Origin of the sequence: Mycobacterium sp. SMC-15 (assembly GCF_045310925.1) — a bacterium.
GTDB lineage: Bacteria > Actinomycetota > Actinomycetes > Mycobacteriales > Mycobacteriaceae > Mycobacterium.
The window spans coordinates 147,803-161,415 of record NZ_JBJIAJ010000008.1 but is presented as its reverse complement, the minus strand read 5'-3'; the positions used below and the strand labels follow the sequence as shown (position 1 = coordinate 161,415).

The window sequence follows — 13,613 nt, the reverse complement described above, 5'->3', positions numbered from 1 at the left end:
CAACCCCTCAGTCCGATGGCCCGCCGATCGCCGGCGTGTCCGCGTCCAGCGTGGACACGTAGTGGGTCAGTGACCCGACCGGCGCAGTACCGGCGGCGTCGCCACGCGACACGCATCCCGCCCATGCCCCAGGGCCGCGGTTGGCCATGATGCGCTTGGCGACGGCGATCTGCTGTTGTGCCGACGCCTGCGAGGGCAGTCCCACGCCGCCGTTGTCGCCCCAATCCGCGACGCTGATCTGCAACCCGCCGTAGCCACCGTCGCCGGTATCGGCTGTCCAGTTCCCGCCGGATTCGCAGCGGGCGATCGCTTCCCAGTCGATCGGGTCGGCGCTGGCCGAGCCGGACAATTCGGCGGCGCCGACCAGCAGCACACCCGCCGTAAGCGCTGTGAACTTCCTCATACCAACTCCACCTTGCTGGCCAGCCAGCGACCGTCGACCTTGTCCATGGTCATTCGGATCCGGCTGTGATCGAGCACGGGTTCGGGGTTGTCGGCGTTACGCACAGCCTGGTCGACCAGAAGCACCACCACGGCGTGATTCCGGTCGGCGGACTTCAGCACCGCCTCGGCGACGTTCCCGCGCGCCGTCGCCTTGCTGTCGATCAGTTGCTGACGCAGCGTCACGCTGGAACGGGTGTGCATGGTCCGGAACTCGCCGGTCGATCCGTCGGTGATGTCGGCAAAATTACGATCGATGTTGTCGGCGTCGATGTTGCTCAGCCGCAACACATATGCCTCGGCGGCCGCAAGAGCCTGCTCACCGGCGAGGTGGGTTTGGTAATGCTGGACCGCCAGCCATCCGCCGCAACCGACCGTGGCCGTCAACGTCGCCACTGCCAGCCAGCGGCGCAGCTGGGCACGGCCGCTCGTGCGCGGTGGCGGCTCGGCCACCGGCAGTGGTTCCCACACCGGTTCCCATCCGAAGTCGACACTCACCTGTCCCACCCGCCTTCCGATCGGCTGTCCGTCTGCGGTGGCCCGGTACCGAGGCGCATAGCCCCGAGCCGTTCCGATCCGCTCCCCCGGCCCGACCGCCGCAGCGTCGAGCCCCAGATGAGTTTTGCTCACGCTGATCACAACTTTGCGCCGGTAAGGAAGATTTTCGGCATCCATGGCATAATCGCCGTTGTGACCGCCGCCTACTGCACCTCGTCCGGGGTTGCCTTGGTGGCTCGGCGGCATATCGATTTCAAGCGTGTTTGCAGCTGTCGCTGTCTGCCTTGATGTCGTAGAACCGCCCACCTGTATTTTCCAGCTGGCCGCCGGATCTGCGCCGCCGGAGACAGTTGCCGGTGCACCGCGCTCAATCCCGCCGGCTCCTCTTTGAAGGAGAATCCATGACCGCCACTCCGACTGCTCCCCCGAGCAGGGCCAAGCGCAGCGAGGCCCAGTGGGCGCTCGGCGAGACCGAACCGGTCAACCCCAACGAGCAGTTCAAGCAGGAAGACCCGGCGCTGAACGTGCAGGCCCGGATCGTCGATGTGTACTCCAAGCAGGGGTTCGACTCCATCACCAAGGACGACCTGCGCGGGCGCTTCCGCTGGATGGGCCTCTACACCCAGCGCGAGCAGGGCTACGACGGCACCTTCACCGGCGACGAGAACGCCGACCTGCTGGAGGCCAAGTACTTCATGATGCGGGTGCGCTGCGACGGCAAGGCACTGTCTGCCGCCGCGATGCGGACCCTTGGCGAGATCTCGGTCGACTACGCCCGCGGCACCGCCGACATCTCCGACCGCAACAACCTGCAATACCACTGGATCGAGATCGAGAAGGTCCCCGAGATCTGGGACCGACTGGATGCGGTCGGGCTGCAGACCATCGAGGCCTGCGGTGACTGCCCGCGTGGTCTGCTCGGGTCCCCGCTGGCCGGGGAATCGCTCGACGAGGTCCTCGACCCGTCCCCCGCCCTCGACGAGATCGTCCGCCGGTACATCGGCAACCCGGAATTCGCCAACCTGCCGCGCAAGTTCAAGACCGCGGTCTCCGGTCTGCCGGACGTCGCCCACGAGATCAACGACATCTCCTTCATCGGCGTCAACCACCCCGAGCACGGCCCCGGCTTGGACCTGTGGGTCGGCGGCGGCCTGTCCACCAACCCGATGCTGGCCCAGCGGCTCGGCGCGTGGGTGCCGCTGGACGAGGTGCCCGACGTCTGGGAGGCCGTCACAAGCCTGTTCCGCGACTACGGCTACCGCCGGCTGCGTTCCAAGGCCCGGCTGAAGTTCCTGGTCAAGGACTGGGGCGTCGAAAAGTTCCGCCAAGTTCTCGAAACCGAGTACCTCAAGCGCCCGCTGATCGACGGGCCGGCACCGGAGCAGCACACCGCGACCGTCGACCACGTCGGGGTGCAGAAGACCCGCAACGGCCGCAACGCGATCGGGGTGGCCCCGATCTCCGGCCGGGTGAACGGCGCCACGCTGCTCAAGGTCGCTGAACTGATGGAGCAGGTCGGTTCGGACCGGGCCCGGTTCACGCCGTACCAGAAGCTGGTCATCCTCGACGTTCCCGACGACAAGGTCGACGGGCTGGTGGCCGAACTGGATGCGCTCGGCCTGCCGTCCAACCCGTCGCCGTGGCGGCGCAACCTGATGGCCTGCACCGGACTGGAGTTCTGCAAGCTGTCGTTCGTCGAGACCCGGGTGCGGGCCCAGAGCCTGGTTCCGGAGCTCGAGCAACGCCTCGATGACCTCAACGCGGTGCTGGACGTGCCGGTCACGGTCAACATCAACGGGTGCCCGAACTCGTGTGCCCGGATCCAGGTGGCCGACATCGGATTCAAGGGCCAGATGATCGACGACGGCAACGGCAATTCGGTCCCCGGATTCCAGGTGCACCTCGGCGGCAGCCTGGGCGCCGACAGTGGGTTCGGCCGCAAGCTGCGCCAGCACAAGGTCTACAGCGACGAGCTCGGCGACTACATCGAGCGAGTGGTGCGCAACTTCATCAAGCAGCGCAGCGCCGGTGAGCGTTTCGCCCAGTGGGCGGTGCGTGCCGAAGAAGACGATCTGCGATGAGACCCCACAGCGAAGCGGAGTTGCGTGAGCTGGCCGCCAAGGGCGCGGCCGAGCTCGACGGCGCCAGCGCCACCGAGCTGCTGGAGTGGACGGATGCGAACTTCGGCGGGGTGAACGGGCTCGACGCTTCAGGAGGACCCGCCTCCTCCTGCAACTACGTGGTGGCCTCCAACATGGCCGACGCGGTGCTGGTGGATCTGGCGGCCAAGGTCCGCGCGGGCGTTCCGGTGCTGTTCCTCGACACCGGCTACCACTTCGCCGAGACCATCGGCACCCGCGACGCGGTGGAGGCGATGTACGACATCGCGTTGGTCAACGTCACCCCACAGCAGACCGTGGCCGAGCAGGACGCGGCCCACGGCAAAGACCTGTTCGGGTCCAATCCGGCGCTGTGCTGCCGGCTGCGCAAGGTCGAGCCGCTGTCCCGCACGCTGCGCGACTACTCGGCGTGGGTCACCGGGTTGCGCCGGGTGGAAGCGCCGACGCGTGCCAACGCGCCGCTGGTCAGTTTCGACGAGCAGTTCGGTCTGGTGAAGATCAACCCCATCGCCGCCTGGTCCGACGAGGAGTTCGACGCCTACATCGTCGCGAACAACGTGCTGGTCAACCCGCTGATCGATGAGGGCTACCCGTCGATCGGCTGCGCACCGTGCACCATCAAGCCGGCGGAGGGTGCCGACCCGCGCAGCGGGCGCTGGGCGGGTCTGACCAAGACCGAATGCGGGCTTCACGCCTCGTGACCACCACGCTGGTGCTGACCGCACACGGCAGCCGGGATCCGCGCTCGGCTGCCAACACCTGTGCGATCGCCGGCCATCTGCGCCGGCTGGCGCCCGAATACGCCGTACGCGTGGCGTTCTGTGAACACAGCACCCCGAACCTGCGCGACGTGCTGCGCGAGACCACCGGCAGTGCAGGCGACGACACCGTCGTCGTCCCACTGCTGTTGGCCAGCGCGTACCACGCCCGCGTCGATATTCCGGCGATGATCGCGGAGTCCGGCGTCGGCGTACGAGTGGCTCCGACGCTGGGTGAGGACAGCCGTCTGGTGCAGGTTCTCGGTGAACGCCTGTCGAGCGCCGGTGCCTCTCGGTTCGACCCTGAGCTGGGTGTGGTGGTGGTCGCGGTGGGCTCCTCGCACGCGGCGGCCAACGCTCAGACCGCTACGATCGCAGCCCCGCTGTATCGCGGAACACGTTGGGCCGGAGTAGAAGTCGCCTTCGCCACTGACGGACCCCAGCCATCGGTACCCGAAGCCGCGGAACGCTTGCGAGCCCGCGGCGCGACGAAGCTGATGATCGCCCCGTGGTTCCTGGCCCACGGCAGGATCACCGACCGGTTGGCCACCTACGCCGCGCAGGCTGGGATCCCGATGGCCGAGCCGCTCGGCGCGCATCGCCTGGTGGCAGCGACCGTGCTGGACCGCGTCGAAGGCGTCCTGACCGCCCAGGCTGCCGCCTGACGCACGGCGGACTACCAACAACCGTTCCGCAGTGAAACCCGTCACAGCACTCATCGCCACCCTTCGCCCTTAGTATGGTTAGCCTAACCTACGTAAGGAGCTTGGGTGACGTCCACGGGCGAGGATCCCCTTATCGCGAGAATGGTAATCCGTCGGCGGTTCGCGCTGCACGAATCATGTACCAGGCTTCGCCAGATCCATCCGCATTGCCCGCGAACCTACGGTGTCGCGGTTCTCGCCGACGTCAACAAACGCCGATGGTTCCCGTTGGATTCGGTTTTCACCATCGACCGCCTGCGGGTCCGCTTCGACGAGACCGCCGCCATGACCGATCGCCGCGCGGCCGGAAACGTGTTGGCTGCGCGCTTGATCCACGAAGTGCTGGGTCGGCTCCTTCCACTGGTCCTTCTCGAGGGACGCGCGTGGGACGCGGGCCTGGAGAACCTGTGGGTGCACTTCGACCGGGACAACGACATCGACTGGGTGGCCGTTGTCGATCCGACCGTGCGGGTGCTGCCCGACGATCCCTGGATCCAGCAGAAGGGCGAGCGCTGCCAGGCCGAAGCGGTCGTGGTGCTGCCGAGCGAGTCGGCCCTGACCACCTGGGCGGCACACCGCTGCCACCGGACCCTGGCGCCGCTGTTCGTCTGGCTCCACTCGGTGTGCGAGGGGGCGATCTCGATCTCATCGATGTGGCAACTCCTGGGTTCGACTGTGGTGGTGGCGGCCGCCCAGTTGCCACGCCACACCGAGCAGGACGAGGCCATCAGCTTCCGGCGTAGCCAGGCCATCCTGGACGCGATGGTCGGCTTCGGCCTGCCAGTACGGGGGCCCGCCATGTCAGCACTTCAACCGAGGACAGCTTCCCGTCGGGTCCCCACCAGCACTGTGTCGAGTTCGGGCGGGCCACAACTGTGAGCTCCCGCCCCGACTTCTCGATGCTCGTCGGCTACGGCAGCGACATGGGCAACGCCGAGGACGCCGCCATGTCGTTCGCCGAGGCCTTCGAAGAGACCACCGGTCTCAGCGCGGAGGCCGTTGAACTCAACCAAGTGGACATCGCCGACCTGCAGTCGGCCACCCACCTCATCGTCGTCACCTCGACCTGGGGCGACGGCGAGTTTCCCGACAACGCCACGCTGTTCTGGGAGGCACTGAGCGCCGAAGCCGCCGACCGTCTGGAACACCTGAGTTTCGCGGTGCTCGCCCTCGGTGACACCGGCTACGACCTGTTCTGCAACGCTGGTCGACTGCTCGATGCACGTCTGGAACAGTTGGGCGCCACCCGGTTGGCCGAACGGGTCGAGATCGACGGCTCCTACGCCAAGCCGGCCGCGGCGTGGACGACGGACGTCGTCAAGCTCCTGGCAGCAGAGCACACCACGGCCACTGCCGGCGCCGTCGTGTCCGGCCGCGCAGCACAACCGCCCGAGGAGACCGCACCGGCCAACCCCGACCGGGATCACCCCTTCGAAGCCCGCGTCGTGGTCAACCGGCTGCTCACGGCGCCTGGATCCGACAAGGAGGTCCGCCACTTCGAACTGGACCTCAGCGGCTCTGGCATCGCTTATGCCGCAGGCGATTCCCTGGCCGTGCACCCAGTGAACGATCCCGCCCTGGTCGACGCCATCCTGGCCGAGTTCGGCCTGGGGCCCGAACACACGGTTCCCGGCCACGACGAACCGCTCGGAACGCTGCTCACACACCACCTCGAGATACGGACGCCGTCGCGGGCACTGCGGGAGCTGGCGGCGGCACGCAGCCGCGATGAGCATGCCGCGGCCGCCCTCGGCGAGAATGCCGCTGCGACACAGGACTCTTGGCTCTACGGCCGGGACGTTCTCGACCTGATCAGACTGGGTACGCTGACTGCGGACGAGGTGATCGACACCTTGCGCCCGCTTCAGTACCGCGACTACTCGATCGCGTCTAGCCCGCTGGTCAGCCCCGACCACGTGCACCTGACCGTCGCGACCGTCCGTTATGCCCTCGCGGACCGCCACTATGGCGGCGTGGCCACCACGTTTCTGGCCGATCGCGCCGAAACGGTGCGAATACATCTGCGGCCCACTCATTCGTTCCGACTGCCCGGGCCCGATGTCCCGGTCATCATGATCGGGCCTGGGACCGGAGTGGCGCCGTTTCGAGCATTCCTGCAAGAACGCCGCGCCGTCGGGGCGAAGGGACGTTCGTGGCTGTTCTTCGGGAATCGGCGCCGGGCCGGCGACTTCCTCTACCAAGCCGAGTTCGAGGACCATCTCCGGTCAGGGGTGCTGTCCAGGCTCGACCTTGCGTTCTCCCGCGACGGCGCCGCCGACGCACCGAACCGGTATGTCCAGCAACGCATGTGGGAGAACTCGACCGAGCTCTTCAGCTGGTTGGAGGAGGGCGCGCTGCTCTACGTGTGCGGCGATGCCGAACGCATGGCCAAGGACGTCGACGCCGCGCTGCATGCCATCGTGGCCACCGCCGGCAACATGGACACCGCTGCGGCGCACGCGTATGTCAACCAGCTCATCAAGACTCACCGCTATCTGCGGGACGTCTACTAGGCCTTCCCCGCGCGGTCCGGCGCGGGGAAGGCCTACCGAGCTGTTAGGCCGACACCGGTGCGTCTGCCGCCACATCGGTCAACGGCGGCACCCGGGTGGCCCGCACGTAGACGGTGTCCCCCTCGGCCAGCGCGAGCGCTTCGGCGTCCCCGCGGGTGATCTGCGCGGTGAACGGCACCTGCGTGGCGGCGTTGGTGAGCTCGACCCGCACCTCGAAGCCCAGAGCCACCACCCGGTCGACGACGGCGCGCAGCACCCCGACCCCGTTGGTGCCGTCGACCGCTGCCGCGGACACCGCCATGTCGGGGGTGCGACCGACCCGGATGTCGTGCGGACGAACCAACGCTCCGTTGAGCGAGGACACCGCGCCCAAGAACGACATGACGAACGCGTTCGCCGGAGCGTCGTAAACCTCGGTCGGGGTGCCGAGCTGCTCGATACGCCCCTGATTCAGCACGGCGATGCGGTCCGCGACGTCCAGCGCCTCGGCCTGATCGTGTGTGACCAGCACCGTGGTGACGTGCACCTCGTCGTGCAGCCGGCGCAGCCAGGCCCGCAGGTCTTCGCGAACCTTGGCATCCAGTGCCCCGAACGGTTCGTCGAGCAGCAGCACCTGCGGGTCCACCGCCAGCGCCCGTGCCAGGGCCATCCGCTGGCGCTGGCCACCGGACAGCTGGTTGGGGTAGCGGGTCTGAAAACCGCTGAGCCCCACCACTTCCAGCAGGTTGTCGACCTTTTCTTTGATTTCAGACTTGGGCCGCTTGCGGATCTTGAGCCCGAACGCCACGTTGTCGCGCACCGTCATGTGCTTGAACGCCGCGTAGTGCTGGAAGACGAATCCGATCCCGCGCCGCTGCGGCGGCACACCGGTGACATCGACTCCATTGATGGTGACTGTTCCGCTGTCCGGGTGATCCAGGCCGGCGATGGCCCGCAACAGGGTCGACTTGCCCGAGCCGCTGGGGCCGAGCAGCGCCGTGAGCGAGCCGGACGGGACCGCGAAGTCGACGTTGTCCAATGCGACGAAGTCGCCGTAGCGCTTGTTCGCCCCGCGCACCGTGATTGCGTTGCTCATTTGTTTCCCTTTCCGGCCCGCACGTCGAGCACCACCTGGACGATCAAAACCAACACCGACACTGTCATCAGCAGCGTGGACAAGGCGTAGGCGCCGTATTCGGCGCCGCGGTTGTAACGGTCGGACACCAGCAATGTCAGGGTCTGCGACTTACCGGGCAGGTTCGACGACACGATCAGCACCGCACCGTACTCGCCGAGGGTGCGCGCCACCGTCAGCACGATCCCGTAGGTCAGCCCCCAGCGGATCGAGGGCAGCGTGATCCGCCAGAACGTCTGCCACCAGCTCGAACCCAGCGTGGCCGACGCTTCCTCCATATCGGTGCCCAGTTCATGCAGCACCGGTTCGACTTCTCGGATCACGAACGGCAGCGTGACGAAGATGCTGGCCAGCACGATGCCGGGAAGGCCGAAGATGATCTTGAGGCCCCAGTCGTTCTCAACGAAGCCCAGCAATCCCGCAGATCCCCACAGCACGACCAGCGCCACACCGACAATCACCGGCGAGACCGCGAACGGCAGGTCGATGACCGCCTGGAGCACGCCCTTGCCTCGGAACTTATTGCGCGCCAGTACTAATGCTGTCGGAATACCGAAGATGACGTTCAGCGGAACCACGATCGCCACCACCAGCACCGACAGTTGCAGCGCCGAGATGGCCGCCGGCGTGGAGATGTAGTCGTAGAACTGTCCCAAGCCGGGTTCGAAGCTGCGCCACAGAATCAGCGACACCGGGACGATCAGCAGCAGCCCGATGTAGGCCACCGCCAGGAAGCGGAACAGATAGCGGATCTTGCGTGACGACGTCATGTCAGGACCTCTCCTGCCGCTTGCTCACTCGCGACCCCAGCACCCGCAACGCGAGCAGCACCAGGAAAGAAATCGCGAGCAGCACCAACGAGATCGCCGCCGCGCCGGTGCGATCGTCGTTCTCGATCAGCGTGCGGATCCACTGCGAGGACACCTCGGTCTTGCCGGGCACCGCGCCACCGATCAACACCACCGAACCGAACTCACCGATCGCTCGGGAGAACGCCAGCCCCGCCCCCGTCAACAGCGCCGGGGTCAGGGCCGGCAGCACCACCACGCGGAAGATGGTCAGCCCGGAGGCGCCCAACGACGCGGCAGCTTCCTCGACCTCCCGGTCGATCTCCAGCAGCACGGGCTGCACGGACCGCACCACGAAGGGCAGCGTGACGAACGCCAGCGCCAGACCGACGCCCCAGGCGGTGTGCTGCAGATGCACGTGCACCGGGCTGGCGGGACCGTAGAGCGCCAGCATCACCAGGCTCGCGACGATGGTGGGCAGCGCGAACGGCAGGTCGATGATCACATCGATGAAGCGCTTGCCGATGAAGTCGTCGCGCACCAGGACCCACGCGATCAACAGGCCGAAAACCAGGTTGAGCACGGTGACGCCGGCCGCGATCGTCAGCGTCACCCGAAACGACTGCAGTGCGGCGTGCGAGCTGACCGCCAACTGGAACGCACGCCATCCGCCGCCGCCGGCCTGCCAGGCGATCGCGGCCAGCGGCGCCAGCACAATCAGCGACAGCCACACCGTGGCAGCACCGACGCGCAGCGACACCCCTTCGCGGCGGAATCTCGAATGAGTGCCGCCCTCGCCGGGCCGAGTCGCCTCGGCGACCACTGTCGCGCTCATCCGGTGACCCGGGTATAGATCTTGGTGATGGCGCCGTTCGACTTGTCGAAGAGGGAGCTGTCGACGACGTCCCACCCGCCGAGGTCGGCGATCGTCCACAGCTTGTCGGGATCCGGGAACGCGTGGCGGAATTCGTCGGCGATGCTCGGGTCGGCCGGGCGGAAGCCGGCTTCGGCCCAGAGGCGTTGCGCCGCCGCCGTGTACTGGAAGTTCTTGAACGCGGTGACGGTGTCAAGGTGCCGACTGGAGGTCACCACCGCCAACGGGTTTTCGATCTTGAAGGTCTGCGACGGGTTGACGTGCTCCACCGGCTTTCCCTTGCGCTCGACTGCGATCGCCTCGTTCTCATAGCTGATCAGCACGTCGCCACTGCCCTGCAGGAACACGTCGGTGGCCTCGCGACCGGAGCCCGGGCGCAGCTTGAAATGGTCACTGACGAGCTTCTCGATGAAGTCCAGGCCGGCCTGCGGATTCTTGCCACCCTCGCTCTTGACGGCGTACGGGGCCAGCAGATTCCACTTGGCCGAGCCAGAGCTCAGCGGGCTGGGGCTGATCACCTCGACCCCGGGCCGCAACAGGTCGTCCCAGCCGGTGATGTGCTTGGGATTGCCCTGCCGGACCACCAAGGTCACCACCGAACCGAACGGGATTCCCCTGGTGACATCGGCGTTCCAGTCCTCTGCGACCTTGCCCGCCTTGACCAGGCGGGTGACGTCGGGTTCTACCGAAAAGTTCACGATGTCGGCGGGTTTGCCGCTGGCGACCCCGCGGGACTGGTCGCCCGATGCGCCATAGGAAGTGACGATCTGGACATCGGCGCCCTCCTCGGTGTTGTAGAAGGCCGGGATCACCTTGCTCCAACCGGGTTCGGGAACCGCGTAGGCCACCAGCGTCAGGGTGGTGTGCGCGTCGGAGCGCTCACCGCCTCCAACGACATCGCTGGGTCCGCCGCCGCATCCTGCGAGCGTGGTGACTGCCATGGCGGCGGCCAGTGCCAGCGCGATGTTGCGCGCGATGGTGTTGGGCATTGATGACCTTTCCGGGCGAATCCGTATAGACGTCGGCAAGAATGCTTGTCCGTCGGATCGCGAAAGGCGTTCGATTTCTAAAGATCGTGCGTCAACAAGGACGACACCGGTACGCCGACGGGTGCGGTATCAGCGACAACAGTGCAGGTCGGCCACAGCGGAAGTGATCACGGCGAGCTTCGGGAACGCCAAAAACTGGCGCCGCCGGTCACCGGTCGCTGCGAACATGCGGGGAAGCATAACAGAGCGCGGTGCGGGCAGCGCCCGGCCCGGTTCAGCGCGTCCGAAGGGCTCAGCGCGTCAGCAGCCAACTGACGATCACCAGCACAATCAGGCCGACCAGCACCAACGTGACCTGCGAACGCGGCATCAGCGGGCCCCACCGTCGCGACCGTGCCGCACACGCTCCTGCACCCGGATTCCCTCCCCTAAAGCCGCGTCCAGTACTGAGGCCAGACCGTAGGCCAGCAACAACACCACGGGCATCACCACCGCGGTCTGCACCACGAAGCCGAGGCCGGACAGCCACAGCTCAACACCGTCCCACCAGCTCAGGAAGCCCACCACCCTGCCTACTGTAGCGGCGATCGCAAGCGCGGCGGAGCCGGGCGAAGCGGGTCGCCGCCATCGTCCCAGCGCGACGATCGCAAACGCGGCGCAGCACGGCGAAGCCGGTCACCGCTGTTATCTTGGCGGGCCGCAGTCGAAGCCACGATCGGCCGATCCGGGTAGACGCGCGGCATGAGGCCAGAGATGATGGCGGAATGGATCTGCACACCCCGCCGGGCGATGCACCCGCCAAGACCGCCCCGGAGATCATCGCCCCCGTCGGTGGCTCCAACACCGCCGCTCCGACGCCTCCTCTGTCAGCGACCGCCCCGGTGCCCTATGCGGCGACACCGAGTCAGGTCCGCAACCCGTTTCCGCCGATCGCCGACTACGCATTCCTGTCGGACTGCGAGAACACCTGCCTGATCTCGGCGGCAGGATCGGTGGAGTGGATGTGCCTGCCGCGCCCCGATTCCCCCAGCGTCTTCGGCGCCATCCTGGACCGCAGCGCCGGACACTTTCGGCTCGGGCCGTACGGGGTCTCGGTGCCCGCGGCACGGCGCTACCTGCCCGGCAGTCCGATCATGGAAACCACCTGGCAGACCCACACCGGCTGGCTGATCGTGCGGGACGCGCTGGTGATGGGTAAATGGCACGACATCGAAGCTCGGTCCCAGACCCACCGGCGCACACCCACCGACTGGGACGCCGAACACATCCTGCTGCGCACGGTGCGTTGCGTCAGTGGCACCGTCGAGCTGACCATGAGCTGCGAGCCGGCCTTCGACTATCACCGCACCAGCGCCACCTGGGAATACTCGGCCAACGCCTATGGCGAGGCGATCGCGCGGGCCCGGCAGAACCCGGACGCCCACCCGACGCTGCGATTGACCACGAACCTGCGGTTGGGGCTGGAGGGCCGCGAGGCCCGGGCCCGCACCCGACTGACCGAGGGCGATGACGTCTTCGTGGCCTTGAGCTGGTCGAAACACCCTGCGCCGCAAAGCTATGCCGAAGCCGCCGACAAGATGTGGAACACCACCGAGTGCTGGCGGCAATGGATCAACATCGGAAACTTCCCCGACCATCCGTGGCGCTCCTATCTGCAGCGCAGCGCGCTGACGCTGAAGGGCCTGACCTATTCACCGACCGGAGCCCTATTGGCCGCGCCCACCACGTCGCTGCCGGAAACACCTCAGGGCGAACGGAATTGGGACTACCGATACAGCTGGGTACGTGACTCGGCGTTCACCCTGTGGGGCCTGTACACGCTGGGGCTGGACCGCGAGGCCGACGACTTCTTCTCGTTCATCGCCGACGTGTCCGGCGTCAACAACGGGCAGCAACACCCGTTGCAGGTGATGTACGGCGTCGGCGGGGAGCACGAACTGGTCGAGCAGGAGCTGGACCACCTGTCCGGCTACGACAACGCCCGTCCGGTACGGATCGGCAATGGTGCCTACAACCAGCAGCAGCACGACATCTGGGGCACCATGCTCGATTCGGTCTACCTGCACGCCAAATCCCGCGAGCAAATCCCGGAAACCCTGTGGCCGGTACTGAAACGCCAGGTGGAAGAGGCGATCAAACACTGGCGCGAACCCGACCGGGGCATCTGGGAAGTGCGCGGCGAACCGCAGCACTTCACCTCATCGAAGGTGATGTGCTGGGTGGCGCTCGACCGCGGATCGAAGCTGGCCGAGCTACAGGGCGCGGTCTCCTACGCCAAGCAGTGGCGCGCGATCGCCGAGGAGATCAAGGCGGACGTGCTGGCCAACGGGGTCGATTCCCGCGGCGTGCTGACCCAGACCTACGGCAACCCGGCGCTGGACGCATCGTTGCTGCTGGTGGTGCTCACCCGATTCCTGCCGGCCGACGACCCGCGGGTCCGCGCCACCGTCATGGCGATCGCCGAAGAGCTCACCGAGGACGGCCTGGTGCTGCGCTATCGCACCGAGGAGACCGACGACGGGCTGTCCGGCGCCGAGGGCACCTTCACCATCTGCTCGTTCTGGCTGGTCTCGGCATTGGTGGAGATCGGCGAGGTCAGCCGGGCCAAGCATCTGTGTGAGCGGCTGCTGTCGTTCGCCAGCCCGCTGCACCTCTACGCCGAGGAGATCGAGCCCCGCACCGGCCGGCACCTGGGCAACTTCCCGCAGGCGTTCACGCACCTGGCGCTGATCAACGCGGTCGTCCACGTGATCCGCGCCGAGGAGGAGGCCGACTCCACCGGGGGCTTCCAGCCCGCGAACGCGCCGATGTAGC

General features: G+C 67.1%; 13 protein-coding genes and 1 pseudogene. 7 read left to right on the top strand and 7 right to left on the bottom strand.

The window, feature by feature from the left end; translation table 11 throughout:
• Window positions 1-7: 7 nt before the first annotated feature.
• Window positions 8-403: a transglycosylase family protein gene (locus ACJH71_RS13755; protein WP_406758561.1), complete on the bottom strand. Its 396-nt coding sequence runs from the start codon at window positions 401-403 to the stop codon at window positions 8-10.
• On the bottom strand, window positions 400-1,071 hold the full coding sequence (locus ACJH71_RS13750; RefSeq protein ID WP_406758560.1) for a hypothetical protein: 672 nt from the start codon (window positions 1,069-1,071) through the stop codon (window positions 400-402). The genes ACJH71_RS13755 and ACJH71_RS13750 overlap by 4 nt, the downstream gene beginning before the upstream one ends.
• Between ACJH71_RS13750 and ACJH71_RS13745 the strand changes: the two genes are divergently transcribed.
• From ACJH71_RS13745 to ACJH71_RS13720, 6 genes are all read left to right on the top strand, one after another.
• Entirely contained in the window at window positions 1,057-1,227 is a 171-nt protein-coding gene (locus ACJH71_RS13745) for an Ms4527A family Cys-rich leader peptide (protein ID WP_406758559.1), read from the top strand. The genes ACJH71_RS13750 and ACJH71_RS13745 overlap by 15 nt on opposite strands.
• A 113-nt stretch (window positions 1,228-1,340) precedes the next feature.
• On the top strand, window positions 1,341-3,020 hold the full coding sequence (locus tag ACJH71_RS13740) for a nitrite/sulfite reductase (protein WP_406758558.1): 1,680 nt from the start codon (window positions 1,341-1,343) through the stop codon (window positions 3,018-3,020).
• Window positions 3,017-3,760 (top strand): phosphoadenylyl-sulfate reductase, encoded by a 744-nt coding sequence (locus ACJH71_RS13735; protein WP_406758557.1) that lies wholly within the window; start codon window positions 3,017-3,019, stop codon window positions 3,758-3,760. Before ACJH71_RS13740 ends, ACJH71_RS13735 begins: the two co-directional genes overlap by 4 nt.
• On the top strand, window positions 3,739-4,482 hold the full coding sequence (locus ACJH71_RS13730) for a sirohydrochlorin chelatase (RefSeq protein WP_406758556.1): 744 nt from the start codon (window positions 3,739-3,741) through the stop codon (window positions 4,480-4,482). Before ACJH71_RS13735 ends, ACJH71_RS13730 begins: the two co-directional genes overlap by 22 nt.
• A 105-nt stretch (window positions 4,483-4,587) precedes the next feature.
• The gene (locus tag ACJH71_RS13725) at window positions 4,588-5,400 is read left to right on the top strand and encodes an iron reductase (protein ID WP_406758555.1); all 813 of its coding nucleotides are present in this window, start codon (window positions 4,588-4,590) and stop codon (window positions 5,398-5,400) included.
• A complete protein-coding gene (locus tag ACJH71_RS13720; RefSeq protein WP_406758554.1) occupies window positions 5,397-7,034 on the top strand; it encodes a sulfite reductase flavoprotein subunit alpha in 1,638 nt (545 codons plus the stop codon). The genes ACJH71_RS13725 and ACJH71_RS13720 overlap by 4 nt, the downstream gene beginning before the upstream one ends.
• 43 nt (window positions 7,035-7,077) lie before the next feature.
• Here the strand turns inward: ACJH71_RS13720 and ACJH71_RS13715 are convergent, their stop codons facing one another.
• The 5 genes from ACJH71_RS13715 to ACJH71_RS13695 form a co-directional block, all read right to left on the bottom strand.
• On the bottom strand, window positions 7,078-8,109 hold the full coding sequence (locus ACJH71_RS13715) for a sulfate/molybdate ABC transporter ATP-binding protein (RefSeq protein ID WP_406758553.1): 1,032 nt from the start codon (window positions 8,107-8,109) through the stop codon (window positions 7,078-7,080).
• Window positions 8,106-8,918 carry a sulfate ABC transporter permease subunit CysW gene (gene cysW / locus ACJH71_RS13710; RefSeq protein WP_406758552.1) on the bottom strand — a complete coding sequence of 271 codons (813 nt, stop codon included), beginning with the start codon at window positions 8,916-8,918 and terminating at the stop codon, window positions 8,106-8,108. Before cysW ends, ACJH71_RS13715 begins: the two co-directional genes overlap by 4 nt.
• 1 nt (window position 8,919) lies before the next feature.
• On the bottom strand, window positions 8,920-9,771 hold the full coding sequence (gene cysT, locus ACJH71_RS13705; protein WP_406758551.1) for a sulfate ABC transporter permease subunit CysT: 852 nt from the start codon (window positions 9,769-9,771) through the stop codon (window positions 8,920-8,922).
• Window positions 9,768-10,751 (bottom strand): extracellular solute-binding protein, encoded by a 984-nt coding sequence (locus tag ACJH71_RS13700; RefSeq protein WP_406758638.1) that lies wholly within the window; start codon window positions 10,749-10,751, stop codon window positions 9,768-9,770. The genes cysT and ACJH71_RS13700 overlap by 4 nt, the downstream gene beginning before the upstream one ends.
• Before the next feature lie 417 nt (window positions 10,752-11,168).
• Window positions 11,169-11,366, bottom strand: coding sequence for a hypothetical protein (locus ACJH71_RS13695; protein WP_047320021.1), 198 nt, complete (start codon window positions 11,364-11,366; stop codon window positions 11,169-11,171).
• Between the two features lie 341 nt (window positions 11,367-11,707).
• Here ACJH71_RS13695 and ACJH71_RS13690 point away from each other — a divergent pair.
• Window positions 11,708-13,612: pseudogene (locus tag ACJH71_RS13690) on the top strand (glycoside hydrolase family 15 protein); the annotation flags it as partial.
• Window position 13,613: the final 1 nt, after the last annotated feature.